The sequence below is a fragment of the Micromonospora sp. NPDC050495 genome, from assembly GCF_040655175.1.
Taxonomy (GTDB): domain Bacteria; phylum Actinomycetota; class Actinomycetes; order Mycobacteriales; family Micromonosporaceae; genus Micromonospora.
This window is the reverse complement of record NZ_JBFAJK010000038.1, coordinates 23,269-48,853: the sequence shown is the minus strand read 5'-3', so window position 1 is coordinate 48,853 and position 25,585 is coordinate 23,269. Positions and strand designations below refer to the sequence as shown.

Annotated in this window: 25 protein-coding genes; 9 read left to right on the top strand and 16 right to left on the bottom strand. The window is 73.4% G+C overall.

Features of this window, described 5'->3' with window-relative positions; genetic code table 11:
- Positions 1–17: 17 nt before the first annotated feature.
- From AB0I11_RS26955 to AB0I11_RS26935, 5 genes are all read left to right on the top strand, one after another.
- Positions 18–1,727, top strand: a complete 1,710-nt coding sequence (locus AB0I11_RS26955) for an alkaline phosphatase D family protein (protein ID WP_357326292.1) — start codon at positions 18–20, stop codon at positions 1,725–1,727.
- Between the two features lie 14 nt (positions 1,728–1,741).
- Entirely contained in the window at positions 1,742–2,179 is a 438-nt protein-coding gene (locus AB0I11_RS26950) for a MarR family transcriptional regulator (protein ID WP_357326290.1), read from the top strand.
- Positions 2,180–2,294: 115 nt separating this feature from the next.
- Positions 2,295–3,899, top strand: coding sequence for an MDR family MFS transporter (locus AB0I11_RS26945; protein WP_357326288.1), 1,605 nt, complete (start codon positions 2,295–2,297; stop codon positions 3,897–3,899).
- A 4-nt stretch (positions 3,900–3,903) separates the two neighbouring features.
- Entirely contained in the window at positions 3,904–4,392 is a 489-nt protein-coding gene (locus tag AB0I11_RS26940; RefSeq protein ID WP_046569562.1) for a universal stress protein, read from the top strand.
- 101 nt (positions 4,393–4,493) lie between these two features.
- On the top strand, positions 4,494–5,024 hold the full coding sequence (locus AB0I11_RS26935) for a DinB family protein (RefSeq protein ID WP_357326286.1): 531 nt from the start codon (positions 4,494–4,496) through the stop codon (positions 5,022–5,024).
- Positions 5,025–5,109: 85 nt separating this feature from the next.
- Here AB0I11_RS26935 and AB0I11_RS26930 read toward each other — a convergent pair whose 3' ends face one another.
- From AB0I11_RS26930 to AB0I11_RS26920, 3 genes are all read right to left on the bottom strand, one after another.
- Positions 5,110–5,733 carry an HAD-IA family hydrolase gene (locus tag AB0I11_RS26930; RefSeq protein WP_357326284.1) on the bottom strand — a complete coding sequence of 208 codons (624 nt, stop codon included), beginning with the start codon at positions 5,731–5,733 and terminating at the stop codon, positions 5,110–5,112.
- Positions 5,730–9,329, bottom strand: coding sequence for a chromosome segregation protein SMC (smc, locus tag AB0I11_RS26925; protein WP_357326282.1), 3,600 nt, complete (start codon positions 9,327–9,329; stop codon positions 5,730–5,732). The genes AB0I11_RS26930 and smc overlap by 4 nt, the downstream gene beginning before the upstream one ends.
- Positions 9,330–9,645: 316 nt before the next feature.
- Positions 9,646–9,840: a hypothetical protein gene (locus tag AB0I11_RS26920; protein ID WP_007456482.1), complete on the bottom strand. Its 195-nt coding sequence runs from the start codon at positions 9,838–9,840 to the stop codon at positions 9,646–9,648.
- A 372-nt stretch (positions 9,841–10,212) separates the two neighbouring features.
- On the opposite strand from AB0I11_RS26920, the gene AB0I11_RS26915 reads away from it, so the two are divergent.
- Together AB0I11_RS26915 and AB0I11_RS26910 are read left to right on the top strand one after the other, a co-directional pair.
- Positions 10,213–11,505, top strand: coding sequence for a CAP domain-containing protein (locus tag AB0I11_RS26915; RefSeq protein WP_357326280.1), 1,293 nt, complete (start codon positions 10,213–10,215; stop codon positions 11,503–11,505).
- Positions 11,506–11,623: 118 nt separating this feature from the next.
- Positions 11,624–12,511: an endo alpha-1,4 polygalactosaminidase gene (locus tag AB0I11_RS26910; protein WP_357326278.1), complete on the top strand. Its 888-nt coding sequence runs from the start codon at positions 11,624–11,626 to the stop codon at positions 12,509–12,511.
- A gap of 80 nt (positions 12,512–12,591) precedes the next feature.
- Here AB0I11_RS26910 and AB0I11_RS26905 read toward each other — a convergent pair whose 3' ends face one another.
- From AB0I11_RS26905 to rsmD, 10 genes are all read right to left on the bottom strand, one after another.
- Positions 12,592–14,100, bottom strand: coding sequence for an MFS transporter (locus tag AB0I11_RS26905; RefSeq protein WP_357326275.1), 1,509 nt, complete (start codon positions 14,098–14,100; stop codon positions 12,592–12,594).
- A gap of 262 nt (positions 14,101–14,362) precedes the next feature.
- The gene (locus AB0I11_RS26900; protein WP_357326272.1) at positions 14,363–16,585 is read right to left on the bottom strand and encodes an MMPL family transporter; all 2,223 of its coding nucleotides are present in this window, start codon (positions 16,583–16,585) and stop codon (positions 14,363–14,365) included.
- Between the two features lie 237 nt (positions 16,586–16,822).
- Positions 16,823–17,680, bottom strand: coding sequence for a bifunctional DNA-formamidopyrimidine glycosylase/DNA-(apurinic or apyrimidinic site) lyase (gene mutM / locus AB0I11_RS26895; RefSeq protein ID WP_357326269.1), 858 nt, complete (start codon positions 17,678–17,680; stop codon positions 16,823–16,825).
- Complete coding sequence (rnc, locus tag AB0I11_RS26890; RefSeq protein ID WP_357326266.1) at positions 17,673–18,455, bottom strand: ribonuclease III; 783 nt, start codon at positions 18,453–18,455, stop codon at positions 17,673–17,675. Before rnc ends, mutM begins: the two co-directional genes overlap by 8 nt.
- Complete coding sequence (locus tag AB0I11_RS26885) at positions 18,452–19,432, bottom strand: phosphate acyltransferase PlsX (RefSeq protein WP_357326263.1); 981 nt, start codon at positions 19,430–19,432, stop codon at positions 18,452–18,454. Before AB0I11_RS26885 ends, rnc begins: the two co-directional genes overlap by 4 nt.
- 105 nt (positions 19,433–19,537) lie before the next feature.
- Positions 19,538–19,711, bottom strand: coding sequence for a 50S ribosomal protein L32 (gene rpmF, locus AB0I11_RS26880; RefSeq protein WP_046569543.1), 174 nt, complete (start codon positions 19,709–19,711; stop codon positions 19,538–19,540).
- A 5-nt stretch (positions 19,712–19,716) separates the two neighbouring features.
- Positions 19,717–20,280 carry a YceD family protein gene (locus AB0I11_RS26875; RefSeq protein WP_357326260.1) on the bottom strand — a complete coding sequence of 188 codons (564 nt, stop codon included), beginning with the start codon at positions 20,278–20,280 and terminating at the stop codon, positions 19,717–19,719.
- Between the two features lie 163 nt (positions 20,281–20,443).
- Positions 20,444–20,941 carry a hypothetical protein gene (locus AB0I11_RS26870; protein WP_091312510.1) on the bottom strand — a complete coding sequence of 166 codons (498 nt, stop codon included), beginning with the start codon at positions 20,939–20,941 and terminating at the stop codon, positions 20,444–20,446.
- Between the two features lie 157 nt (positions 20,942–21,098).
- Entirely contained in the window at positions 21,099–21,575 is a 477-nt protein-coding gene (gene coaD / locus AB0I11_RS26865; RefSeq protein WP_357326256.1) for a pantetheine-phosphate adenylyltransferase, read from the bottom strand.
- Positions 21,572–22,135, bottom strand: coding sequence for a 16S rRNA (guanine(966)-N(2))-methyltransferase RsmD (gene rsmD, locus AB0I11_RS26860; protein WP_357326253.1), 564 nt, complete (start codon positions 22,133–22,135; stop codon positions 21,572–21,574). The genes coaD and rsmD overlap by 4 nt, the downstream gene beginning before the upstream one ends.
- A 254-nt stretch (positions 22,136–22,389) precedes the next feature.
- On the opposite strand from rsmD, the gene AB0I11_RS26855 reads away from it, so the two are divergent.
- A complete protein-coding gene (locus tag AB0I11_RS26855) occupies positions 22,390–23,325 on the top strand; it encodes a cell wall anchor protein (RefSeq protein WP_357326251.1) in 936 nt (311 codons plus the stop codon).
- Between the two features lie 70 nt (positions 23,326–23,395).
- Here AB0I11_RS26855 and AB0I11_RS26850 read toward each other — a convergent pair whose 3' ends face one another.
- On the bottom strand, positions 23,396–24,328 hold the full coding sequence (locus AB0I11_RS26850; protein ID WP_357326248.1) for a serine hydrolase domain-containing protein: 933 nt from the start codon (positions 24,326–24,328) through the stop codon (positions 23,396–23,398).
- A 175-nt stretch (positions 24,329–24,503) separates the two neighbouring features.
- Here AB0I11_RS26850 and AB0I11_RS26845 point away from each other — a divergent pair, with 175 nt between their 5' ends.
- Positions 24,504–24,722: a hypothetical protein gene (locus tag AB0I11_RS26845; RefSeq protein WP_357326245.1), complete on the top strand. Its 219-nt coding sequence runs from the start codon at positions 24,504–24,506 to the stop codon at positions 24,720–24,722.
- Positions 24,723–24,726: 4 nt separating this feature from the next.
- On the opposite strand, the gene AB0I11_RS26840 is transcribed toward AB0I11_RS26845, so the two are convergent.
- Together AB0I11_RS26840 and AB0I11_RS26835 are read right to left on the bottom strand one after the other, a co-directional pair.
- Positions 24,727–25,089, bottom strand: coding sequence for a hypothetical protein (locus AB0I11_RS26840; RefSeq protein WP_357326242.1), 363 nt, complete (start codon positions 25,087–25,089; stop codon positions 24,727–24,729).
- 111 nt (positions 25,090–25,200) lie between these two features.
- Positions 25,201–25,578, bottom strand: coding sequence for a hypothetical protein (locus AB0I11_RS26835; RefSeq protein ID WP_357326239.1), 378 nt, complete (start codon positions 25,576–25,578; stop codon positions 25,201–25,203).
- Between the last annotated feature and the right edge of the window lie 7 nt (positions 25,579–25,585).

Below are 25,585 nucleotides of genomic sequence, written 5' to 3'. Positions count from 1 at the left end.
CTTGTCGGAGGTGCGTCGTGCCCAGCTCCCGCCTGCTCATCGGCCCGCTCCTGCGCCGGGTCGTCGGCACGCGGGCGACCGTCTGGGTGGAGACCAGCGGGCCCGCCGTGGTGACGGTCCGCACAGCCGACGGGGCCCGGGGCAGCGCACCGACCTTCACGGCGTACGACCACCACTACGCGCTCGTGGTGGTGGAGGGGCTGACCCCGGAGAGCACCACCAGCTATGAGGTGCTGATCGACGACGAGCTCGCCTGGCCGGTGCCGGAGAGCGGCTTCCCGGCCAGCGTGATCCGGACCCGCGCGGCGGACGACCGGGAGCAGCCGGTCCGGCTGCTGTTCGGTTCGTGCCGGGAGACCACCCAGCACTCGACCGCCCGCCGGCTGCCGCCGGACGCGCTCGACGCGTACGCCCGGCGGATGATGGCCGACCCGGACCCGGCCAGCTGGCCCGACCTGCTGGTGCTCCTCGGCGACCAGGTCTACGCCGACGTCACCTCGCCGACCGTGCGCAAGCTGCTCCGCCGGCGCCGGCGCCGGCCGAAGGACGCCCCGGCGACCCAGGTGGTCAGCTTCGACGAGTACACGAAGCTCTACCTGGAGTCCTGGCGCGACCCGGAGATCCGCTGGCTGCTCTCCACCGTGCCCAGCGTGATGATCTTCGACGACCACGAGGTGATCGACGACTGGAACACCTCGGCCTCGTGGCGGGCGGACATGCGCCGGCAGCCGTGGTGGGCGGAGCGGATCCGCAGCGGCCTCGCCTCCTACTGGGTCTACCAGCACCTGGGCAACCTGTCCCCGGACGAGGTCGCCGCCGACCCGGTCTACGCCAAGGTGACCGCCGCCGAGGACGCCACGGGCGTGCTGCACGAGTTCGGCGAGCGGGTCGACACCGAGGCCGACGTCGCGCACGACACCGAGCGCTGGCGGGCCGTGCAGTACCAGTGGAGCTACGCCGTCGACCTGGGCCGGACCCGGCTGGTGATGCTGGACAACCGGTCCAGCCGGGTGCTGGAGACGGGCAACCGGGCGATGCTGCCGGCGGGCGAGTGGTCCTGGTTCCTGGACCGGGCGCACGGCGTCTACGACCACCTCGTGGTCGGCGCCTCGCTGCCCTGGCTGCTGCCGCCCGGCATCCACCACGTGGAGGCGTGGAACGAGAAGCTGGCCGACTCCGGCCGCCCCTGGGTGGCGCGGGTCGCCGAGCGGCTGCGCCGGGGGTGGGACCTGGAGCACTGGGCGTCGTTCCGGCGTTCCTTCGACGCCCTCGGCGAACTCTTCGCCCGGCTGGGCAGCGGCCGGGCCGCCCGGCCGGGGGCGCGGGTGGGCGCCGGGCCGGCGTACCCGGCGCCGGCGTCGATCAGCGTGCTCTCCGGCGACGTGCACCACTCGTACGTGGCCCGGGCCCGCTTCGCCGACCGGGGCGTACGCACCCCGGTGCACCAGCTCACCTGCTCGCCGATCCACAACCAGGTGCCGGCCGCGATGCGTCCGCTGATGCGGCTGGGCTGGAACCCGGGTCCGGCCGCCGCCACCCGGGCCCTGGCCCGCTCGGCCGGGGTACGCAAGCCGAGCGTGCGCTGGAAGAAGCTGGCCGGCCCGTACTTCGGCAACGCGGTGGCCACGCTGACCCACCGGGGCCGGACGGCCGACGTGCTGATCGAGGGCACCACCAGCGAAGGGGACCTGCGCACGGTGGCGCGGCAGCGACTCGCGGAGGGCTGAGTACGCTCTGCGGCGTGGAGGAGCACCGGCCCGAGACGCTGCGCGCGGTGGAGCACGAGCTGACCGCGCTGTTGCGCCGTGGGCGGGCGCTGTCCTGGGAGATCGCCCGGGAGGTCCACCCGAACCTGGAGCCGAACGCGTACGGCCTGCTGCTCTGGCTGCGCCGGTCGGGTTCGATCCGGCTGACCGACCTGGCCGTCCGGCTCGGCATCGGCAAGGGCACGCTGAGCCGGCAGATCAACGGCCTGGAGTCGCTGGGTCTGGTGCGCCGCGACCCGGACCCGACCGACCGGCGGGCGGCCCAGCTCAGCCTCACCGAGGAGGGCACCCGGCGGTTCGACGCGGCCCGGTCGGCCCGACTCGGACAGATCCGCCGTTCGCTGGAATCCTGGCCGGAACGGGACGTCGAGGACTTCGCCCGGCTGATGCACCGGTTCAACGAGACCTTCTGAGCAGCTCAGCGCCGGAATAAGACGTTCGCCACGCGCGGTTGTTGCTTGAGGCAACCAAGCCATACGGTTGCCCGAGTCAACCTTTCGCCGTCTTTCTCTCCGGAGGCAATCCACGATGACGCAGGCGACAGCGCCCACCCGGGCGACCGCCGTCGGCATGTCCCACCGGCAGATCCTGGAGGCCCTCTCCGGCCTGCTGCTGGGCATGTTCGTCGCGATCCTCTCCTCCACGGTCGTCTCCAACGCGCTGCCGCGGATCATCACCGACCTGCACGGCGGCCAGTCGGCGTACACCTGGGTGGTCACCTCGACGCTGCTGGCGACCACCGCCACCACCCCGATCTGGGGCAAGCTCGCGGACCTGACCAGCAAGAAGATCCTGGTCCAGCTCGCTCTGGTGGTCTTCGTGCTGGGCTCGGTGCTGGCCGGACAGGCCCATTCCACCGGCGAGCTGATCGCCTGCCGCGTGGTGCAGGGCGTCGGCGCGGGCGGCCTCACCGCGCTGGCCCAGGTGATCATGGCGACGATGATCGCCCCGCGCGAGCGCGGCCGGTACAGCGGCTACCTCGGCGCCGTGATGGCCGTGGGCACCATCGGCGGCCCGCTGATCGGTGGCGTCATCGTCGACACCGACTGGCTCGGCTGGCGCTGGTGCTTCTACGTGGGCGTGCCGTTCGCCGTCCTCGCCCTGATCGTGCTCCAGAAGACCCTGCACCTGCCCGTGGTCAAGCGGGCCGTGAAGATCGACTGGTGGGGCGCCACCCTGATCACCGCGGCCGTCTCGATGCTGCTGATCTGGGTCACCCTGGCCGGCGACCGGTACGCCTGGCTGTCCTGGCAGAGCGGCGTCCTGGTGGTCGGCGCGGTGCTGCTCGGCGCGCTCGCCCTCCGGGTGGAGAGCCGGGCCAGCGAGCCGATGATCCCGCCGCGCCTGTTCCGCAACCGCACCATCACCCTCGCCGTGGTCGCCAGCATCGCGGTCGGCGTGGGCATGTTCGGCGCCTCGGTCTTCCTGGGCCAGTACTTCCAGATCAGCCGCGGCGAGAGCCCCACCATGTCCGGCCTGATGACCCTGCCGATGATCGGCGGCCTGCTGGTCGCCTCGACCGTGGTCGGCCGGATCATCAGCAACACCGGCCGCTGGAAGCGCTACCTGGTCGCCGGTTCGGCCCTGCTCACCGTCGGCTTCGCGCTGATGGGCACGATGCGCGCGGACACGCCGTACTGGCGGCTCGCCGTGTTCATGGCGCTGATCGGCCTCGGCCTGGGCATGACCATGCAGAACCTGGTCCTCGCCGTGCAGAACACCGTCGGCCCGCACGAGCTCGGCGCGGCCAGCTCGGTGGTGGCGTTCTTCCGCAGCCTCGGCGGCGCGATCGGCGTCAGCGCGCTCGGCGCGATCCTCGGCCACAAGGTCAAGGACTACCTGGCGGACGGGCTGGCCGGTCTCGGCATCCCGGCGTCCAGCTCGGGCAGCGGCGGTACCCTGCCGAACGTGCACACCCTGCCCGCCCCGATCCGCGCGGTCGTCGAGGCCGCGTACGGGCACGGCGCCGGGGACATCTTCCTGGCCGCCGCCCCGTTCGGGCTGATCGCCCTGATCGCGGTGCTGTTCATCAAGGAGGTGCCGCTGCGCCGGCACAACGGCGACCCGGTCGCCACCGAGGTCGAGCGGGCGTCCACCGACGCCCCGGTGCTCCCCACGGGCGCGCGGGGCTGACCCGATGAACGCACCCGAGCGCGAGAGGTACGGCCCGGAGGCCCGGCTGCTGCCGTTCGAGCGCGGCACGGACGGGCCCCGGGTGGTGCTGGTCGGCGTCGACGGCAGCCGCACCTCGCTGCGCGCCGCCGCGTACGCGGCCGGGCTGGCCCGCCGGCAGGGCGCCGCCCTGGTGGTCGTCTTCGTCAGCTCGCCCCCGCCGTACACCGCGATCATCTCCGGGGTGGTGGCCGGGGCGGTCCAGCAGACCCAGGACGAACTGGCCGCCGAGCTGCGCGAGGAGTGCCGGCGCGGCGCCGAGGAGCTGGGCCTGCCGGTGACCTTCCTGTGCCGGCGCGGCGACGCCTACGCGGAGCTGGCCCGGGCCGCCGACGAGCACCGGGCCGACCTCGTGGTGGTCGGCTCGTCCGAGCAGGCCGGCCACCGGCTGGTCGGCTCGGTGGCCACCCGGCTGGTCCGCACCGGCCGCTGGCCCGTCGTCGTGGTGCCCTGAGCGCGTCGTGCTGCCCTGAGCGCGTCGTGCTGCGCTGAGCGCACGGAGGGCCCCCGGTTAACGCCTCGCGTGACACCGGGGGCTCCTCCTAACATCCCGGGATGACCTGGAGAGCACCCGAGATCGACCGCCGTCACGAGCCGTTCGTCGCCGACGAGCGCACCATGCTGCAAGGCTGGCTCGACAACCACCGCGACACCCTGCTGCTCAAGTGCGCCGGCCTGACCGCCGAGCAACTGCGGACCGCCAGCGTGCCCCCGTCCGGGCTGACCCTGCTCGGCCTGGTCCGGCACATGGCCGACGTCGAGCGGTGGTGGTTCCGGATCCGGTCCGCCGGCGAGGACATCCCCGGCCTGTACGACGACGACGAGGACCCCGACGCCGATCTGAACGCGGTCGCGGACGCCGACCCCGAGGAGACCTTCGCCACCTACCGGGCCGAGGTCGCCGCGGCCGACCGGGCGGCCGCCGGCCTGCCGCTCGAGCACACCTTCCGGCGGCCCCGCCGCGACGGGAGCACCAACGAGATCAGCCTCCGCTGGGTCTACGTCCACATGATCGAGGAGTACGCCCGGCACAACGGCCACGCCGACCTGATCCGCGAGCGGATCGACGGCGTCACCGGCTCCTGAGGGCCCCTGATCCACCCCGGTTGCGGCAGATCATGGTCATCCTCGGACGGGACACCCCGTTCTGCCGCAACCGGCGAGCCCGGCCTCAGGCCGACACCAGCGCCGCCCGCAGATAGCGCAGGTCGCCCGGGCCGCCCCAGCGGTGCGCGGAGAGCCCGGCCACCCGGGCGCCCGCCACGGCGCGGTCCTGGTCGTCGACGAAGAGCACCCGCGCCGGTGGGGTCTCCAGCGCCACGCAGGCCGCCTGGAAGTACTCCTTCGCCGGCTTGTGCACCCCGATGGTCGAGGAGTTGACCACCACGTCCAGCTCGTCGGTGAGGCCCAGCGCGGCCAGGTCGGCGTCGAGCATGTCGGTGGCGTTGGTGCCCAGCCCGACCCGTACGCCGTCCGCCCGCACCTCGCGGATGAACGCCAGCACCTCCGGGTCGACCTCGCCGCGGTAGCGCTGCCACCGCTGGACCGCCGCCCGGGCCCGCTCGGGGTCGCCGAGCGTCGGGGTCAGCGCGTCGGCCACGCTCGCCATCCACTGGTCGTGGCTGACCTTGCCGGTGAGCACCGGCTGGAGCAGCCCCCAGGACATGGCGATCTCACCGAGGATCCCCTCGGTCAGGCCGTACTCCCGCTCGACCCCGGCCGCCACCGTCGGGTCCCAGCGCCGCAGCACGCCATCGAAGTCGATTAGGAGCGCCGTCGCGCGTTCCCGACTCACTCGTCGTTCTCCTGCCCGTCGTTCCCGGCCCGGTTGAGCCGCTGGCTGATCACCTGGGTCACGCCGCTGCGCATGGTCACCCCGTAGAGCGCGTCGGCGATCTCCATGGTCCGCTTCTGGTGCGTGATCACGATGAGCTGGCTCTTCTCCCGTAGCTGTGCCAGCAGCGTGATCAGGCGCCCCAGGTTGACGTCGTCGAGGGCCGCCTCCACCTCGTCCATGATGTAGAACGGGCTGGGCCGGGCGCGGAAGATCGCCACCAACATGGCCACCGCGGTCAGCGACCGCTCGCCGCCGGAGAGCAGCGACAGCCGCTTGATCTTCTTGCCCGGCGGCCGGGCCTCGACCTCGACTCCGGTGGTGAGCAGGTCCTCCGGGTCGGTGAGCACCAGCCGCCCCTCGCCGCCCGGGAAGAGCACCGTGAAGACCTGCTCGAACTCGCGGGCGGTGTCGGCGAACGCGCTGGCGAAGACCTCCAGGATCCGGTCGTCCACGTCCTTGACCACGGTGAGCAGGTCCCGGCGGGTGGCCTTGAGGTCCTCCAGCTGCTCGGAGAGGAACTTGAAGCGCTCCTCCAGCGCGGCGAACTCCTCCAGCGCCAGCGGGTTGACCTTGCCCAGCAGGGCCAGCTCCCGCTCCGCCTTGGCGGCCCGCTTCTCCTGCACCGGCCGCTCGTAGCGGACCGGCTCGGGCACCGGCGCGCCCTCCTTCTCCGCCAGCGCCAGCTCGGCCTGGGTGGGCGGGACGAGCTGGTCCGGGCCGTACTCGGCGACCAGCGTCTCCACGTCCAGGCCGAAGTCCTCGGCGGCCTTGGCCTCCAACTGCTCGATGCGCAGCCGCTGCTCGGCGCGGGCCACCTCGTCCCGGTGCACCTGGCTGGTCAGCCGCTCCAGTTCGGCGCCGAGCCGCTTGGCCGCGCCGCGTACCTCGGAGAGCTCGGCCTCGCGGGCGGCGCGCTCGCGGGCCACGGCGTCCCGGTGCTCCTCAGCCCGGGCCAGGGAGACGGTGAGCCGGGCCAGCGCCTCGCGGGCGCCGCCGACCACCGCCCGGGCGATCTCCGCGCCCCGGGTGCGGGCGGCGCGCCGGGCGGCCGCGCGCTCCCGCGCGGCCCGCTCGGCGTTCGCCTGCCGGGCCAGCGAGTCGGCCCGGCCGGCGATCGAGGAGACCCGCTCCTCGGCGGTACGCACCGCGAGCCGGACCTCCATCTCGTTCTGCCGGGCCTGCGGCACCATGGCGGCGAGCTGGTCGCGTTCCTCGGTGGACGGCTCGGCGTCGAGCGGGGTGGCCTCGGCCAGTCGCAGCCGCTCCTCCAGTTCGGCGAGGGCCTGCAGGTCGCGTTCCCGGGCTGCCTCGGCGCGGGCCCGGGACTCGCCGAGCCGGTCGGTCTCCGCCTTGGCCGACCGGGCGGCCGCGCCCAGCTCGGCGAGCCGGCGGGCGGCGGCGTTGCGGTGGCTCTCCGCCTCCCGTTTGGCGGCGGCGGCGTGCTGCACGGCCTCCTTCGCGACCGCCACCTCGGCGCGCGCCTCGATGAGCTGCTCGCGCAGCTCCGTGCTGCTCCGCTCGGCGGCGGCCCGGTTCGCCCGGGCCTCCTCGACGGCCGCCTGCACCTCGATGAAGCTGGGTGCCTTGGCCGACCCGCCGGCCGCCGCGTACGCGCCGACCACGTCGCCGTCCGGGGTCACCGCGCGCAGCTCCGGGTTGCCGGCGACCAGCTCGGCCGCGGCGGCCAGGTCGGGCACCAGCACCACGTCGCGCAGCGCCCGGTGCACCGCCGGGCGGATCTCCGCGGCGCACTCCACCAGGTCCGGCGCCCACTGTGCGCCGTCGGGCAGCTTCGGGCGCAGCGCGTCGGCCGGACCCGCCATACCGGGCCCGGCAGGGCTGCCGACGAGCAGCCCGGCCCGGCCGGCGTCAGAGATCTTGAGCAGCCGCATCGCCTCGACGGCCTCGTCGACCCCGGTGACCGCGACCGCGTCGGCGAGCCCGCCGAGCGCCGCGGCCAGCGCCGGCTCGTGGCCGGGCGCGACGGTGAGCAGCCCGGCGAGGCTGCCCAGCAGGCCGGGGACCTGGTCGGCCTTCGCCAGCAGGGCCCCGGCGCCGTCCTTGCGGCGCAGGCCGAGCGCGAGTGCCTCCTCGCGGGCCTTCCAGGTGGCCGCGTCCTTCTCGGCGGCCCGCTCGGCGTCAGAGAGGCTGCGGACGGCGGCCTGCGCCTGCTCGTGTACGGCGACGGCCTCGGCGTGCCGGGCGTCCAGGTCGGCGTTGTCCCGGTCCGCCTCGGTGGACTGCTCGGCGACCGCGTCCAGGTCGGCCTGCGCCCGCTCGGCCCGGCCCAGCGCGTCGGTGTGCGCGGCGGCGAGCCGCTCGATCTCCTCACCGGCGCTGGTGGTCCGGGCCCGGGCCGAGTTGACCTGCCCGGTCAGCCGGGCCAGCCCTTCCCGCCGGTCGGCGATGGCCTTGGCGGCGGCGACCAGTTCCCGCTCGGCCGCGGCGAGCTGCCGTTCCAGCTCCTGGCGGTGCTCGACCGCCTCGGCCAGCCGGATCTGGTCCTCGGTGAGCGCCGCGCGCAGCTCCTCCTCCTGCTCGCGGACCCGCTGGGACTCGGCCTCGAGCTGCTCCGGGTCGCGGCCGGGGCGCTCGTCGTCCCCGCTGGCGCTGAGGTGGCGCAGCCGTTCCCGGGCGAGCTGCTCGATCGAGCGGAACCGCTCCTGCACCGCGGAGAGCTTGTACCAGGTGTCCTGCGCGGCGGCGAGCAGCGGCGCGTCCTCGGCGAGGGCGGCCTCCAGCTCGCCGAGGCGGCCCTGCACCTCGCCGTGTTCCGCCTCGATCTGCTCGCGCCGCTCGCGCAGCGCCGTCTCGTCGGCGATCTCCTTGTCCAGGGTGGTACGCAGCGTGTGCAGGTCGTCGGCGAGCAGCCGCAGCCGGGCGTCGCGCAGGTTGGCCTGGATGGCGGCGGCGCGGCGGGCCACCTCGGCCTGCCGGCCCAGCGGCTTGAGCTGCCGGCGCAGCTCCGCGGTGAGGTCGGTGAGCCGGTTGAGGTTGGTCTGCATCGCGTCGAGCTTCCGCAGCGCCTTCTCCTTGCGCTTGCGGTGCTTGAGGACGCCGGCCGCCTCCTCGATGAACGCCCGCCGGTCCTCCGGCTTGGCGTGCAGCATGCCGTCGAGGCGGCCCTGCCCGACGATGATGTGCATCTCCCGGCCGATGCCGGAGTCCGAGAGCAGCTCCTGGATGTCCAGCAGCCGGCAGGAGTCACCGTTGATCTCGTACTCGCTCTCGCCGGAGCGGAACATCCGGCGGGTGATGGAGACCTCGGTGTACTCGATCGGCAGCGCGCCGTCGGTGTTGTCGATGGTGAGGGTGACCTCGGCCCGGCCCAGCGGCGCCCGCCCGGCGGTGCCGGCGAAGATGACGTCCTCCATCTTGCCGCCGCGCAGCGCCTTGGCGCCCTGCTCGCCGAGCACCCAGGCGATCGCGTCGACGACGTTGGACTTGCCGGAGCCGTTCGGGCCCACCACGCAGGTGATCCCGGGCTCCAGCTTCAACGTCGTGGCGGAGGCGAAGGACTTGAAGCCCCTCACCGTCAGGCTCTTGAGATGCACCTTCTCGATCCTCGTCCGGTGGCCGCCGAACCGTCGCCGGCTGCGCGGACCTGGTGAACCCGCAGACTAACCCGTGGTCGGGGACACCTCGTTACGCGACCCACCCCGCGCCGGGAGTGTCCGGATTCCCGCCGGCCGGTGGGGTGGCCGCCGGAAACTGCATGATCATAATTACCGGGGCGCAATTCCAGGGCATCCGTGGGATCGCGGAGGACAGCTCACAAAACAAAAAGCCGGGCACAAAGCTGCGCGCCGGCACTGGGTGTCGGCGCGCGTTTTCGCAGTGGTGCTATTCAGTTTTTCCGACGTTCGGAGATCAGGTCAGCGCCGGCTCGGCCAGTCGGAGGAGGTCATCCGCCTCCGCTGCCGCCGCCGCGAGCCGATCGTTGTCGGCACGCAGACGCGTGATCTCGAACTCCAGTGCCTGAACCCTGGCACGCAGTCGGGTGACCTCGTCGAGCAGGCGCCGGTCGGGCGCTGCACCTACGTGGCCGTAGAGGGCCTTCGCCATGCTGACTCCTTGATATGCGCTGCCGGAATGGCCGGCCAACGCGCGCCCATGGTGTTCGCGGCTGCCATCCCGGCGAAATCCGGGCATGGCTGGGCGCGACTGGCGACACCTATATATTGGGCCGCACCCCCCTCTCTCGTCAAGTTCCCGAACGCCGTAGATCATCTCCACGTCGGCCGGTCCACTCCCGGGGGGCTGCCAGAAGGCGCGGACACGCTCTGTCCGGACGACTTAACTGTACGCCCGGAAATGTGTGAACGCCTCACCCTCGCGGTCCGCATCCCCTTAACTCTCTCTTAGCCAGGTTGCCGCAGCTCATGGCGCGCCCGTAGCGTCAGCCGGGCCCGCAACCGACCCGTGGAGGGGACCGGCGTGTACCGCAGGACCGACCCGACCGAACCGGATGGCGTCGCCCGACGCCCCGAGCCGCCGACCCAGGACGGGCCGGCGTGGCTCACGGACCGGCCCGAGCCGCGGTCGTCCTACCTCTTCGGCGACGAGCCGGAGCAGCCCGGCCCGTACCCGTCCGACGCGCCGACCGGCGGCTGGGCCGCCGGCGGGTGGCACGCGCGGGCCGACCGGCATCCGGCCGAACCGCCCGCCGAGCCGGAGTGGACCGGGTACGCCCCGACCCCCGACCGGACCGGCTACACCTCCCCGGTCACCCGCGGCGGCTTCGACCCGGCCACCGAGCCCACCGCCCACCACCCGACCGCCGAGCCCGGCCACCACCGCACCGCCGAGCCCGCCGGCTACCACCGCACCGCAGAGCCCGCCGGCTACCACCCGACCGTCGAGCCCGCCGGCTACCGCCCGGACGGTTCGCGGACGGGCGACCACCTCGCGGCGCCGTTCGAGCCGGCCTGGCGCGCCGACCAGGAGCCGGCCGCCGGCTGGCGTCCGGTGACGGACGCGCCGCCGGAGGAGAGCGGCCGGCACCGGCAGCGCCGCGGCCTGCCCCGCCCCCTGCTGATCGGTGGGGCCGCCGCCGCGGCCACCCTCGTGGTGAGCCTCGGCGTGAGCGCCCTGCTGCTGCCCGGCGGCGGCGACCGGACCGCCCCGACCGCCCAGGACGTGCCGGCCACCGCGCCGGCCGAGCCGGAGGCCACCGACGCCGCGCCCACCGACGCGGCCTCCCCCACCGCCGCGCCGACCAGCGCGCAGCCGAGTCCGACCCGGGCCGCCACCCCGAAGGCCAGCCGGACCACGGCCGCGTCCCGGCAGCTGGCGCGTACGCCCGCGCCGCGCACCACCGCCCCGCGGGCCGCGGTGGCGCCCGGGATCAGCGCCGAACTGCGGGAGGTCGTCGACCTGGTCAACCAGGAGCGGGCCAAGGCCGGCTGCAAGGCGCTGAGCATCGACGACAAGCTGATGCTGGCCGCCCAGCGGCACAGCCAGGACCAGGCCGACCACCAGACGATGACGCACGACGGCAGCGACGGCAGCACGCTGGGCGTCCGGCTCAACCGGGTCGGCTACGCCTTCAGCCAGGCGGCCGAGAACGTGGCGTGGAACCAGCAGAGTCCCGCCGAGGTGATGACCGCCTGGATGAACAGCTCCGGCCACCGGAAGAACATCCTGAACTGCGCGTACACCGAGATCGGCGTGGGCGTGGCGCGGAGCAACGGGCCGTACTGGACGCAGGACTTCGGCACCCCGCGCTGAGCCGCGCGTCGTGACCGGGTCCGCGCTCGTTGACCGGGTGAGGTACGCCAGGGTCGGCTGACCGTTCCGCCGGGCCCGGCACCACCGGGTCGGCCGGCGTACCGGCAGGGGCGGCGGGGTGCCGCCCGCGACCCGGGAGCTGTCGATGCGGATCCGGCCGGCCTGGCCCACGGCGCACGCCCACGCCCTCCCCCGCGGGCTGCGCCGTGGGCTGACGGTGGCGCTCACCCTGCTGCTGCTCGGCCCGCTGCCCGCCTGCCGCCAGCCGGTGGTGCCGCCCGGCGCGCCCACCCCGTGGCCGGCCGCGCTGGCCCGGACCTGGCAGTGGCAGTGGCAGCTCAGCGGCCCGCTGGACGTCACCGTCGAGGCGGACGTCTTCCTGCTCGACCCGGTCCGTACCACCTCCACCGAGACGGCCGCGCTGCGCGCCCGGGACCGCCGGTTGGTCTGCCAGGTACGGGTCGGCTCGGCCGCGGCCACCGACCCGGACGCCAGCCGCCTCCCGGCCGAGGTGCGCGGCGCCCCGGTGCCGGGCCGGCCGGGCAGCCGCTGGCTGGACGTACGCCGCTGGGACACGGTGAGCCCGGTGCTGGCCGACCGGTTCCGGCTGTGCCGGGGCAAGGGCTTCGGCGCGGTCGCCTTCGACGACGCCGACGGGTACCTGCACCGGAGCGGCTTTCCGCTCGCCTTCGACGACCAGTTGCTGTTCAACCGGCGGCTGGCCCGGCTGGCCCGCTCGCTCGACCTCTCCCCCGGGCTGGTCGACGACGTGCCGCAGGTCGCCGCGCTCGCCCCCGACTTCGACTTCGCCGTCAACCAGGAGTGCGTACGGCGGCGGGAGTGCGCGAAGTTGCTGCCCTTCGCCGACACCCGGAAACCGGTCTTCCACGTCGAGTACACCGGCGACCCGGCGACGTTCTGCGTCACCACGGTCGGCTACGGCTTCGCCTCCATCCGCAAGGACCGCACCCTCGACGCCTGGCGGGACCCCTGCCCGCTCCCCTGAGCCGGCTCGGGTCGCGTACCCCGGGAAAGGGTGACGCCGCCCCGGCCCGGGCGGGTGGGGGCGGCGTCGGGGTGGTGCGGTCAGCCGGCGGCGCCGGTGGTCGGGGCCGGGGTGCCGGCCCCGCCGCCGCGCTGCGCCGGGACGCCGGCGTGTTCGGCGCTGAGCGGGGTGGCCAGGTCCTCCAGCGACTTCCCCTCGGCCCGGACGCCGAGCACCAGCTCGACCAGACCGCCGATGATCATCACCGAGGCGCCGATGGCGAACGCGAGCACCGTGTCGCCGACCTGGCCGCTGCCGACCAGCTTGGCGAAGAGCAGCGGGCCGGTGATGCCACCGGCGGCGGTGCCGATCGCGTAGAAGAACGCGATGGCCATGGCCCGGGTCTCCATCGGGAAGATCTCGCTCACCGTCAGGTACGCGGCGCTCGCGCCGGCCGAGGCGAAGAAGAGCACCGCGCACCAGCAGGCGGTCATGGTCACCGCGTTGAGCACGCCGGCGTGGAACAGCCAGGCGGTGCCGAGCAGCAGCACGCCCGAGCCGAGGTACGAGCCGGCGATCATCGGCACCCGGCCGACCGAGTCGAAGAGCCGGCCCAGCAGCAGCGGGCCGAGCAGGTTACCGACCGCGATCACCGCGAAGTAGTAGCCGGTGTTGCCGGTCGGCACGTCGAAGTAGGTCTGCAGGATCTGGGCGAAGCCGAAGGTGATCGCGTTGTAGAGGAACGCCTGTCCGATGAAGAGCGAGAAGCCGAGCGCGGCACGCTTGGGGTAGCGGGCGAAGAGGGTTCGGGCGATCTCCACGAAGTTGGTGCTCCGGCGCTGGCGGACCTCGATCCAGGTGTCCGCCTCGGTGAGCTCCGCGCCGGTCTCCCGCTTCACCTCGGCCTCCACCGAGTCGACGAGATGGTTCGCCTCGTCGGCGCGCCCGTGGATGAACAACCACCGGGGACTCTCCGGCACGTGCCGCCGGACCAGCAGGATCACCACGCCCAGCACCGCGCCCAGCCCGAAGGCCACCCGCCAGCCCAGGTTGGTCGGCAGGCCGTTGAGCAGCGGTACGGTCAGCAGCGCGCCGAGCGCCGCGCCGAGCCAGAAGGTGCCGTTGATGATGATGTCGATCCGGCCGCGGTGCCGCGCCGGGATCAGCTCGTCGATGGCCGAGTTGATCGCCGCGTACTCGCCGCCGATGCCCATGCCGGTCAGGAACCGGAACAGGAAGAACCACCAGGTGTCGAAGGAGAGCGCGGTGAGCGCGGTGGCGACCAGGTAGAGCCCGAGGGTCAGCAGGAACAGCTTCTTGCGCCCGAACCGGTCGGTCAGCCAGCCGAAGAAGAGCGCACCGGTGCAGGCGCCGGCCACGTAGAGCGCGGCGGCCAGGCCGGTGACCTGGCTCTGGGTGATGTCCAGGCCGCTGCCCGGCTCGGCCAGCTTGCCGGAGAGGTTGCCGACGATGGTCACCTCGAGGCCGTCGAGGATCCACACCGTGCCGAGGCCGATCACGATCATCCAGTGCCAACGGGACCACGGCAGCCGGTCCAGGCGGGCCGGGACGTTGGTCCGTACGGTGCCGGTGCGCACGTCGGTGCTCATGACGCGCTCCCGGGAGCTGCGAAGGCCGGGGCGCGACGAGTGGCCGCCGGCGTGAGCTGTTCGTCCATGGCGGCCCAGATGCCCCGCTGCCGCGCCGGTTAATCCTGCCCGTGACGCCCCGGTCACCGGGCCGGCGGGGCGGCTTGATCGACACCGGTTGCGGAAAACCGTGGCCTCCGGTTCTGCGGACACCACGACCTGCCGCAGACCGGGCCAACGCCCGGTGGGCCGGGCCGCGTTCGCGGCCCGGCCCACCGGCGGCTCAGTGCGCGCCGACCAGTTCCGGCGCCGGAGTCGGCGGGTCGGCCGGCGGGGTGACCGCAGCCCGCCGGCGCAGGAAGCGCGGTGCCCACCAGTTGGCGTCGCCCAGCAGGGTCATCAGCGAGGGCAGCACCACGGCCCGGATGATCGTGGCGTCCAGCAGGATCGCCGCCGCCAGGCCGATGCCGAGCTGCTTGAAGTCGATCATGCTGAGCGTCGCGAAGATCGAGAAGACCCCGACCATCACGACCGCCGCGCTGGTCACCACCCCGGCCGAGGAGGTGATCCCGTACGCGACCGCCTCCCGGGTGGGCATGCCCCGGTCGACCGCCTCACGGATCCGGCTGACCACGAAGACGTGGTAGTCCATCGACAACCCGAACAGCACCACGAACAGGAACAGCGGCAGCCAGGTGACGATCGCGTCCATCGAGGTGAACCCGAGCAGGCCCTCCGCCCAGTCGCCCTGGAAGACCAGCACCAGCAGCCCGTACGCGGCGCCGGCGGAGAGCAGGTTCAGCAGGATCGAGGTGACCGCGACCACCACCGACCGGAACGTCCAGGCCATCACGAGGAACGTCAGCGCCAGCACGAACGCCGCCACGATGGGCAGCTTCGCCCAGATGTGGTCCGCGTAGTCCTCGCTGGCCGCGACGCCGCCGCCGACCGCGTACTCGACGCCCGGGATGCCGCGCAGCGCGGCCGGCACCAGGTCCTGGCGCAGTTCGTGCAACGACCGGGACGCCTGCTCGCTGCGGCTGCCGTACGGGGTGGCCACGTCCAGCACCGACACCCGGCGGTCGGCCGACACCTTGATCTTCGGGCCGTCCCCCTCGGCCGGCGCGAAGAGCGGGTCGGTGGCGGTCCGGCCGGCCAGGCCGGTCAGCGCGGCGTGCACCCGGTCGGCCTGGTCGGCGGGCGCCCGCACGGCCACCGTGTGGCTGGTGCCGTTGCTCGGGTACGCGGCGGTGAGCCGGTCGTACGCCTGCATGGCGGCGGTGGTGCGCGGCACGTCCTCCGCGCCGGGGAACTTGAGCTTCATGCCGAGCGCCGGCGCGGCCAGCGCGAGCAGCAGGGCGACCGAGACCAGCAGGGTGGCCACCGGCGCGCGCAGCGCGGGCCGGAGCACGGCCGGCCAGAAGCGGGGCCCGGCCGGCTGGCCGTGCCGCCCGGTACGCGGGGCGGTGAGCCGCCACAGCAGCGGCACCCGGGGCCGGTCCACCCAGCGGCCCAGCTTGGCCAGCAGCGCCGGCAGCACGGTCAGCGAACCGATCACCGCGACCGCCACCACCAGAATCGACCCGACCGCCAGCGACGAGAAGATGGCGTCCTGGGCGAGCAGCAGGCCGCCCATCGAGATGATCACGGCGGTGCCGGAGACCACCACCGCGTGCCCGGAGGTCTCCGCGGCGATCTCCACCGCGTCCAGGCCGGACCGGCCCTTGGCCCGTTCCTCCCGCTCCCGGCGGACGTAGAACAGCGAGTAGTCCACCCCGACCGCCATGCCGATCAGCAGGATCACGCTGGCCGTGGTGTCGGTGGCGGGCACCAGGTGCGAGGCGAGCGTGGAGAGCCCCATCGCCGCGGCCACCGAGGAGAGCGCCAGCAGGACCGGCACACCGGCCGCGATCAGCGCGCCGAACGCGATGATCAGGATGGCCAGGGTGACCGGCAGGCTGAGCAGCTCGGCCCGCTTGAAGTCCTTGCCGAGGGTGTCGTCGAGCGCCTTGTCGATCGACGGGCCGCCGACCTCCTCGACGCGCAGCGCCGGGTGCGCCTCCTGCACCTCGGCGGTGGCGTCGCGCAGCGGCTGCACCCGGTCGGACGCGGTCTCCGGGTCGCCGGCCATGGTGATCGGCACCAGCAGCGCGCTGCCGTCGTGGGACGGCAGCGGCGCGCCGACCGAGGCGACCCCCGCGACCTGCCGCAGCCGCGCGGTCGCGTCGTCGGCGGCCGCCTTCGCCGCGGCCGGGTCGAGCGCCCCCGAGCGGGGCGTGATGAGGACGTTCTCCACGGCCGGCTCGTGGAAGCCCCCGCTGTCCACGATCAGCTCGGCCCGGCCGAACTCGCCGATGGCCTGGTCAGAGTCGGTCGCCTCGCTCAGCCCCGCGGCGTTGCCGCCGACGAAGCACACCGCCACGAAGACCACCCACAGTGCGATGGCCCGCCACGGGTGCTCCGCGCTCCACCGTGCCAACCGCACGGTCATCGGTCGCCTGCCCATATCCGGGTTCCCCCTCCAGACGTCGGCCCAGTGCCGACGTCTGCTGACGCTAGGCAGCGGGCGGCGCCCGGACATCGGGGAACGGCCCCGGCTCGTCCCCCATCCGGCGCAACCCCGCCCGGTCGGCCGGAACCGACCCGGCCACCCGGACAGAACAGGACTTTCAGGGTACGACCGGGGAACCCGCCGGGCGGCGCCGGGCGCGGCACACCGGCGCAACCCCGAGCCGGCTCGGGGTCATCCCCGGAGGGCACCCCGGGGTCGGGGCTGGCAGCGCGGGCAACTGTAGGACGACCGGTTCATGAACGCCTCGCGGCGGATCGGCGTCCCGCACCGGGGGCACGGCTCCCCCTCCCGGCCGTACGCGTTGAGCGACCGGTCGAAGTAGCCGCTCTCGCCGTTGACGTTGACGTACAGCTCGTCGAAGCTGGTGCCGCCCTGCTTGACCGCCTCGTCGAGCACGTCCCGGATGTGCCCGAGCAGCCGGACGGCCGCCGGGCCGGTGAGCGCGTCGGTCGGCCGGGCGCCGTGCAGCCGGGCCCGCCAGAGCGCCTCGTCGGCGTAGATGTTGCCGACGCCGGAGATCAACGTCTGGTCGAGCAGCGCCCGCTTCACCTCGGTCCGCCGCTTGCGCAGCGCCGCCACGAAACCGGCGTCGGAGAACTCCGGGTCCCTGGGGTCGCGGGCGATGTGCGCGATCTCGGCCGGCAGTTCCGCCCCGCCCTCGGAGACGGACAGCCCACCGAACGTGCGCTGGTCGACGAAGCGGAGCTCCGGGCCGTCGTCGGCGAACCGGAACCGGACCCGCAGGTGCAGCTCGTCGGCCGCGCCGACCGGCCGGAGCAGCAGCTGGCCGGACATGCCCAGGTGCCCGATGATGGCGTCACCGCTGTCCAGCGGCAGCCACAGGTACTTGCCCCGGCGCCGGACGTCGGTGACCGTCCGGCCGGTCAGCACGTCGGCGAAGTGCTGACCGCCCGGCTCGTGCCGGCGGACCGCCCGGGGGTGGCGCACCTCGACGGCGGTGATCCGCCGGCCGACGACCCACTGGACCAGCCCCTGCCGGATGGTCTCGACCTCGGGCAGCTCAGGCACGGCCGGCGCCCGTCTCGGCGGGGTCGCCCGCCGCCGCGACCGGGTCGGCGGCGGCCGCCGCCTCGGCCTGCTCGGTCAGCGTCCGCCAGGCCGACTCGGCGGCCCGCTGCTCGGCCTCCTTCTTGCTGCGCCCGTCGGCGCCGCCGTACCGGTTGCCGGCCACCACCACCCAGGCCGTGAAGGTCTTCAGGTGATCCGGGCCGGTGCCCTCGATCCGGTACTCCGGCACGCCCAGCCCGAGCGCCGCGGTCAGCTCCTGGAGGCTGGTCTTCCAGTCCAGCGCGGCGCCCCGCCCGGCGGACTCGGCCATCAACGGGTCGAAGAGCCGGTGGATCACCAGCGCCGCGGTGTCCAGCCCGTACTGGAGGTAGATCGCGCCCAGCAGCGCCTCCAGGGTGTCCGCCAGGATGCTGGCCTTGTCCCGGCCGCCGGTGGCCTCCTCGCCCTTGCCCAGCAACAGGTACGCGCCCAGCCCGTCCGGGCCGAGGCCGCGGGCCACGTCGGCGAGCGCCCGCATGTTGACCACGCTGGCGCGCAGCTTGGCGAGCTGCCCCTCGGGCAGGTCCGGGTGGTTGTGGAAGAGCGCCGTGGTGATCACCACGCCGAGGACCGAGTCGCCCAGGAACTCCAACCGCTCGTTGGTGGGCAGGCCGCCGTTCTCGTACGCGTAGGAGCGGTGGGTCAGCGCCCGCTCCAGCAGCTCCGGGTCGAGCGACACGCCGAAGGCCGCCTCCAGGTGGCCGACGGGTGCGCGTCGCCGCTTGTCGTTGGTCATGGTGCTACCTCGGTGTCGTTGCGGTCAGGTGCGGGATCGTGCGGAATCGCGTCGAGCAGGCCGGCGACCGTGCCGGCGGCGCCGCGCCGCCACAGGTGGGCGGCGAGGGCGATGCCGGAGGCGACGTCGTCGGGCCGGGCCGCCCCGTGGCAGACGACCACGGTGCCGGCGACCCCGAGCAGGGCGGCCGCGCGCGGGGCGCCACCGCTCGCCGGGGGCCCGCCGGCCATCGCGTACGCGCCCTCGATGGCCTTGAGCAGCACGTTGCCGGTGAAGCCGTCGGTGACCACGACGTCGGCGCGGGTGCCGACGGAGATGTCGTAGCCCTCGACCAGGCCGACGTAGCGGGCGCCGCAGGGCAGCGCGACGGCGGCGAGCGCGTGATCGGCGGAGCGGCGCAGCCGGTCCCCCTTGCCCGCCTCGGTGCCCACGGAGAGCAGCCCGATCCGGGGGGCGGCCACGGCGTGCGCCACGGCGGCGTACGCGGCGCCGAGCACGGCGTGCCGGGCGAGGGTGGCGGGGCCGGGTTCCAGGGTGCCGCCCACGTCCAGCAGCACCACCGGGCCGGCGACGGCGGGCAGGGTGGCGACCAGGGCCGGCCGGCGTACCCCGCTCCAGCGGCCGAGGCCGAGCGCGGCGGCGGTGACGGTGGCGCCGGTCGAGCCGGCGGAGACGAGCGCGTCGGCGACGCCGTCGCGGACGGCGGTGACCGCCGCGCGGACGGTACTCTCCGCGCGCGCGGCGGTGGGATGGTCGGCCATGCCGACCACGGTCCGCACCGGGCGGACGGTGACCCGGGCACGCTGCTCCGGGTCGAGCGCACCGATCAGCCCGTCGGCGACCTCGGTCGGTCCGACGAGCAGCAGATGCAGGTCAGGGTCGGTGCGCACTGCTCGCAGAGCGCCGTCAACCACGACGGCGGGAGCCTCGTCCCCGCCGAGGAGGTCAACGGCGATCCGCGCGGTGCCCGGCTCCACCGGTACGCCGGCCGAGGGCCGACCGGCGGTGGAGGGAGCCGGGACACCGGGCGAGAGCCATGGTGCGCGCGCCACCCGACCAGTGGTCGGGGACGTCACTCCTCGTCAGACCTCGAGGACCTGACGGCCGTTGTAGGTGCCGCAGACCGAGCAGGCGGCGTGCGGGAGCTTCGCCGACTTGCACTGCGGGCAGGCCACGGTCGCGACCGCCGTGGCCTTCCAGTTCGCCCGGCGGGCGCGGGTGTTGCTGCGCGACATCTTGCGCTTGGGGACGGCCACGGTTCTTACTCCTCTGTACGGGTCAGTTGCGACAGGCCCGCCCAACGCGGGTCGATCTGCTGGTGACTGTGGTCGGCCGGCAGATCGTCCCAGTGCACCCCGCACTCGGGGCACAAGCCTGGGCAGTCCTCCCGGCAGAGCGGGTTGGTCGGCAGTGCGAGCACCACCGCGTCCCGCAGCGCCGGCTCCAGGTCGATCAGATCGCCCTGCATCCGGCCCACCTCGTCCTCGTCGGTCGTGTCGTCCGTGGTGCTGTTCTCGTACGCGTACAGCTCCTGAATCGTCACGGCCACCGAGTCGTCGATCTCGCGCAGACAGCGACCGCACTCGCCCTTGACGGGACCGGTCACGGTCCCGGAGACGAGCACGCCCTCGGACACCGACTCCAACCTCAGGTCGAGGTCGAGGTCCGCACCCTCCGGCACGGTGATCAACTCCACGCCGAGGTCCGCCGGTGCCGGCACGACCCGCTTGACCGTACGCAACGCGCCAGGCCGACGCGGCAGGTCCCTCGTGTCGAGGACCAGCGGCGACCTGGGGTCGAGTGAGCTTGGCGAGTGTTTGGGCATAGTCAGACTCCGGCCGGTGAGAGGCCGACAAAGAAGGTTACCTGGACGACCGGCGGACCGTCGAACCGGGGCGTCGTCCCTGGCTCGCGGCTGCCGGCTGTCGGCCACCGGCCCGCGTGCCGTTGGCAAGGTTAGCGCGGCCCGCCGGCGGCCCGGGCGGGGCTCAGAAGGGCAGCGGGCGGTCCGCCTCGTCGCCGGCGAAGGTGCCGATCTCGCGCAGCGCGTGCATCTTGTCCCGGCCCCGCTCTATCGAGGCGAGCGCCCGGGTGAGGAACTGCTCGAAGTTGGCCAGCGCGGTGTCGACGTAGTCGTCCACCTCCTCGCGGAGGCGCTGCGCCTCGGCGCGGGCCTCGGCGATGATCCGGGCGCCCTCGTGCTCGGCGGAGACCGTGATCTCGTTCACCGAGACCAGCCGGGCGTGTTCCGCCTCGCCCTCGCTGATGATCCGGTCGGCCTCACGCTTGCCGGCCTCCATGATCTTGTCGCGCTCCTCGAGCAGCGCGGCGGCCCGACGCAGGTCGGCGGGAAGCTCCACGCGCAGCTCGTCGAGGGCGGCGATCATCTCGCCGCGGTCGACCATGCAGTTGTTGCGCGACATCGGCACGGAGCGGGCCTGTTCCACCATGGCGATGAGTTCGTCGATGCGATCGAGCGGGTCCACCGGTACCTCACTCCTGTCATTCGTCGGCCGACCTACATCATGCGGCCTGCGCCCGGTTTCGGCGCTGCACACATCATGTCGCGCCCGCTCCACCGCGCCCGGCTGCACCCCCGACCGGCGCGTCGCCCCCACACCCGGCCCTCCGGCCCGGGACGGGTCAGCGGCGCAGGCGGGCGACCAGTTCCTCGCGGACCACGTCGGGGACGTGCGCGGAGATGTCGCCGCCCCACTTGGCCACGTCCTTGACCAGGCTGGAGGAGAGGAAGGAGTAGAGCGGGTTGGTGGGCATGAAGAGCGTCTCCACGCCGGCCAGGCCGATGTTCATCTGGGCCATCTGCAGCTCGTAGTCGAAGTCGCTGACCGCCCGCAGGCCCTTGATCAGGACGCTCGCCTGCTGGGCCCGGCAGAAGTCCACCAGCAGGCCGCGGAACGACTCGACCCGGACGTTGTCGTACGAGCCGGTCACCTCGCGGAGCATGTCGATCCGCTCCTCGACGGTGAACAGCCCCTGCTTGGACTGGTTGACCAGCACGCCGACGATCACCTCGTCGAACAGCCGGCTGGCCCGACCGATGATGTCGAGGTGTCCGTTGGTGACCGGGTCGAAGGAGCCCGGGCAGACCGCACGTCTCATGATCGGCGACCGTACCAAAGGGTGGTCTCGCCGTAACGGCGACTGCGCTCCGGCGTGACGCCCTGCACCCACTCGACCGGCCCGGTCCGGCTGGACCGCTCCACCACCACCAGCGCGTCGGCCGCCAGCCAGCCCTCGCCGACCAGCGCGGCCAGCAGCCCGCTGATCTCCTCGTCGGGTACGGCGTAGGGCGGGTCGGCGAAGACCACGTCGTACGGGTCGCCGTCCGGGCCGGCGGCGAGCACCGTGGCCACCTTGCCGGTGACCAGGCGGGCGGCCGGCGCGGCCCGCAGCACGGCGATGTTCTCCCGGATCACCCGGGCCGCCCGGGCGTCGGACTCGACCAGCAGCACGTGCACGGCGCCCCGGGACAGCGCCTCCAGCCCGACCGCCCCGGAGCCGGCGTAGAGATCGGCGAAGCGGGCCCCGTCGAGGTCCAGCTCGGCCTGCACGGCGCTGAACAGCGCCTCGCGCACCCGGTCCGAGGTGGGTCGGGTGCCGGCGCCGGGGGGCGCGGCGATCCGCCGCCCGCCGTACGTGCCGGCCACGATCCGGGTCACCGGGTGCTCCTGCGCATGCCCAGACGCTAACCCACGACAAGACCGGCGAACGCGACACGGTAGGTACCGCGGGACGCATCGATCGGTGACCGACGGTGCATCAATGATCTCAGATTCATAACAGACCCTCGCCGGACCGCCCATCGACGTAACGCATTACGTACAAACCTCGCTAGGGTCTGCCCGGTGTCGGCCGGGGCGCGAGTCTCCGATCCGCCTGCCGCACCCTCCGATCCCCCTCATCAGGAGTAGACGTGAACCGTCTGAACCTCCGGCGCGCCGCGGCCCTCGCCGCCGGCGCGCTGATCGGCCTCGCCGGCGTAGCCACCATCGCCAGCCCGGCCATGGCCCACCATCCCGAGCCCTCCGGCAGCTACTGCGCTGCCGCGGACGGCAAGGTCACCGTCAACTGGTCGGTGATCAGCAGCGAGACCGACATCTCCGGCCACATCACCAAGCTCGAGTCCACGGTGCCCGGTGCCATCACCGGCGACCTGGCCGTCGGCGCGGAGTTGAAGAAGGCGAGCGAGGGCCCCCTGACCGGCACCCAGACCTACACCTTCGACGGTCCCGTCCCCGAGCTGAAGCTCACGGTCGCGGCGCACTGGGAGCGCGGTGACAAGACCTACGACGGGGAGCGCACGGTCGTCGCCACGCCCAGCCGGGAGTGCGGCCCGGCCAATCCGCCGTCGCCGACGCCCACTGTGCCGTCGCCGAGCGCCACTCCGGAGCCGACCAAGTCGCCCGAGGTCACCCCGTCGCCGTCCATGCCCGGCCCGTCCGGGCCCCCGTCGACCCCGGCCGAGCCGGAGGAGCCCGTCTTCCAGCTCGAGCAGACCTGCGACAAGATGACCTTCATCGTGGAGAACCCGGCAAAGGGCATCCCCTTCACCGCGACGATGACCACCGAGAAGGGCGTCACCAAGAAGCTCGTCTCCCAGCCGGGCAAGACCACCTCGGTGAGCTTCGACGCGTACAAGGGCCTGAAGGTCACCGTCAAGTACGACGTGGCCGAGGAGTCCGAGACCATCCCGTACACCCAGCCGAAGGACTGCTCGGGCCAGGGTGGCGGCCTGCCGGTCACCGGTCCGGCCGCCGGTGCGATCGCCGGTAGTGCGGCCGTGCTGCTCGCCGCCGGTGCGGTGCTCTTCGTGATCGCCCGCCGTCGTCGGGTCCGCTTCACCGCCTGATCTACTCCGGATCGCCCCGAGGGCGCGTCGACCACCAGGTCGGCGCGCCCTCGGCGCGTCCACGGCCGGCTCAGCCGGCGGCGAGCGTCGTGTCGACCAGCCGGGCGTCGACCTCGGCCTGGTTGCTGAGCACCACCAGGCGCCGGTCCTGCGCGGGCAGCCAGGCCGCGAACGCCTTGTAGCCGCCGTTGTCCCCGGAGTGGTGCACCGCGGCCCGCCCCGCCAGCGGCCCGAGGAACCAGCCGTAGCCGTATGACTCGCCGTCGCGGATGGTCGGCGTGTGCGGGGTGGTCATCAGCGTGACCGAGGCCGGCGCGAGGAGGCGTCCCCGGCGCGGCACGTCCAACCAGGTCAGCAGGTCCGCACCGGTGCACCAGACGTCGCCCGTGCCCATGCTGACCGTGTCCAGGTCCCAGGTCGGCACGGGACGCCCGCCCTCGTGACCCACCGCCACGTCGTCACGGCCCGCCGCGGCACCGGCGAAGCTGCCCGTCATGCCCAGCGGTGCGAAGACCTCCTCGGTGAGGAAGGTCGCGTACGGCCGTTCAGCGGCCCGCTCGACCGCGCGGGCCAGCAGCACGTAGCCGGGGCTGCTGTAACGCCACCGCTGGCCGACCGGGAAGAGCGGCGGCAGTCCGGCGAAGACGGCCAGCAGTTCGTCCGGGTCGGCCGGCCCGGCCAGGTCGATCATCGGGTAGTCCTCCCAGTGGCCCAGGCCGGAGGTGTGGGAGAGCAGGTGATGCAGGGTGATCCCGGACCAGGCCGACGGCGGGCGCGTCAGCCAGCGACTGATCGGATCGTCCAGGCCCAGCGCGCCCCGTTCGGCGAGGAGCAGCACCGCGGCCGCGGTCATCTGCTTGCTGATCGAGGCGATCTGGAACCGGGTGGCCCGCGTGCAGGGCGTACCGGCGGTCTCGTCGGCGGCGCCGACGACCCGGTCGATCACGAGTTCGTCGTCCTGCGCCAGCAGGAGCACGCCGCGGTCGAGGGTTGGGGTGGACATCGGACGAGCCTAGGCGTCCCCGGCCGTCCGGTGGGGGCTGACCGTCCTGTTCCGGGCGCTTCCTACGCATTCCCGAACTCAGTGCCGGAGACCCGGAGCACGGCGCCCGGAGGGAGCCGGCGCCGGGACCGGCCAGTGTCACCCGGGCCGTCTCCCCGTCAGCCAGGGCACGGAGTTGTACATCCCGCCTGACGATCTGCACGACGTCCAACTCCCCGACACCGCGGCCACCGCGCAGCTGCTGCCCCGCACGTACCGGCCCGTGCACCGCTCGCGCGGTGCAGACAGCGGAGTCGCCGGTCGCGTGCCGGACCTCGAGAATGCTCAGTTCCCGCCGGGCGTCCGCGATCTCGACCACGTGAAGAGCCGGTTCCGCCTCGCCGAAGACCCGTAGTACCTCATCGTGGGAGAGCTGGGGAGGCGTGAAACGAGCCGCGCATGCGCGCCAGAAACGCCGCGGGGACCGCGAGATCATGCCGGTCCACCAACTCGGCGGCGATCCGCGGCCAGGCCCACCCGCCATCCGTCAGGATGCTGCCGCCACCCCAGACGCCGGACGCGCAGCCCTGCGCCGGATCGCGAAGATCGCCGGGCACCACGACCAGCGGCGCGCCCGCACGCAGGTACGCCACGACGGACTCCTTGTCCGGCGAACGGCGGCATTCGAGGTCGCGGAACCTCGTCGCCTGCCCAACGCGGAATCCGAGTTCGTCGTAGAACGCGAAGTAGCGCACTTCAGCAACCACCGGCCCTTCCTCCACGTCAATTCCTGGCGCTGTCCACACCCGACTGGCCACGCAGCCGAGCGGGTGCGGGGAAAGACGGTTCGGGATCGCGGCACAGGCAGGCACGCGCCGGCCTGGCCGGTCACCTCAATCCGGCCAACTGTGCACTCCCACCCGCGCCGCCGCCTCTCGGACAACCTCCAACACGGCCCGAGTTCCCTCCAGCGCATCGCGGATTGCGGAGCCAATGGCACTACCCACCTGGGCATCGATCCCGTGATCGCCGTCCACGACCCGCAGGTATCGCCTGCAGGCCGACTCGTACAGCTCGATGTATTCCCGGTAGGAGTCGGCGTACCGAACCCAGGAAGCCCGGTCAATCCGCGCTTTTGTTCGCCCCAACAGGTGGTCCAACTCGGCCTGCACCGCGACCATCTCACCGACCATCGCGGCAAGCGAACCGCGCGTGCGGCCCTGCAAGAGCATCTCGGCCGAAAGTGCGTAAGGGCGTGGTGATTTCTTCATGACACCC

What these genes read in the sequence shown, in the direction of transcription:
- AB0I11_RS26945 (WP_357326288.1), top strand. Translation starts at nt 2,295, where the DNA reads ATGACGCAGGCGACAGCGCCCACCCGGGCGACCGCCGTCGGCATGTCC.
- AB0I11_RS26940 (WP_046569562.1), top strand. Translation starts at nt 3,904, where the DNA reads ATGAACGCACCCGAGCGCGAGAGGTACGGCCCGGAGGCCCGGCTGCTG.
- AB0I11_RS26935 (WP_357326286.1), top strand. Translation starts at nt 4,494, where the DNA reads ATGACCTGGAGAGCACCCGAGATCGACCGCCGTCACGAGCCGTTCGTC.
- AB0I11_RS26920 (WP_007456482.1), bottom strand. Translation starts at nt 9,840, where the DNA reads ATGGCGAAGGCCCTCTACGGCCACGTAGGTGCAGCGCCCGACCGGCGC.
- AB0I11_RS26905 (WP_357326275.1), bottom strand. Translation starts at nt 14,100, where the DNA reads ATGAGCACCGACGTGCGCACCGGCACCGTACGGACCAACGTCCCGGCC.
- AB0I11_RS26900 (WP_357326272.1), bottom strand. Translation starts at nt 16,585, where the DNA reads ATGGGCAGGCGACCGATGACCGTGCGGTTGGCACGGTGGAGCGCGGAG.
- rnc (WP_357326266.1), bottom strand. Translation starts at nt 18,455, where the DNA reads ATGACCAACGACAAGCGGCGACGCGCACCCGTCGGCCACCTGGAGGCG.
- AB0I11_RS26875 (WP_357326260.1), bottom strand. Translation starts at nt 20,280, where the DNA reads ATGCCCAAACACTCGCCAAGCTCACTCGACCCCAGGTCGCCGCTGGTC.
- coaD (WP_357326256.1), bottom strand. Translation starts at nt 21,575, where the DNA reads ATGAGACGTGCGGTCTGCCCGGGCTCCTTCGACCCGGTCACCAACGGA.
- AB0I11_RS26850 (WP_357326248.1), bottom strand. Translation starts at nt 24,328, where the DNA reads ATGTCCACCCCAACCCTCGACCGCGGCGTGCTCCTGCTGGCGCAGGAC.
- AB0I11_RS26835 (WP_357326239.1), bottom strand. Translation starts at nt 25,578, where the DNA reads ATGAAGAAATCACCACGCCCTTACGCACTTTCGGCCGAGATGCTCTTG.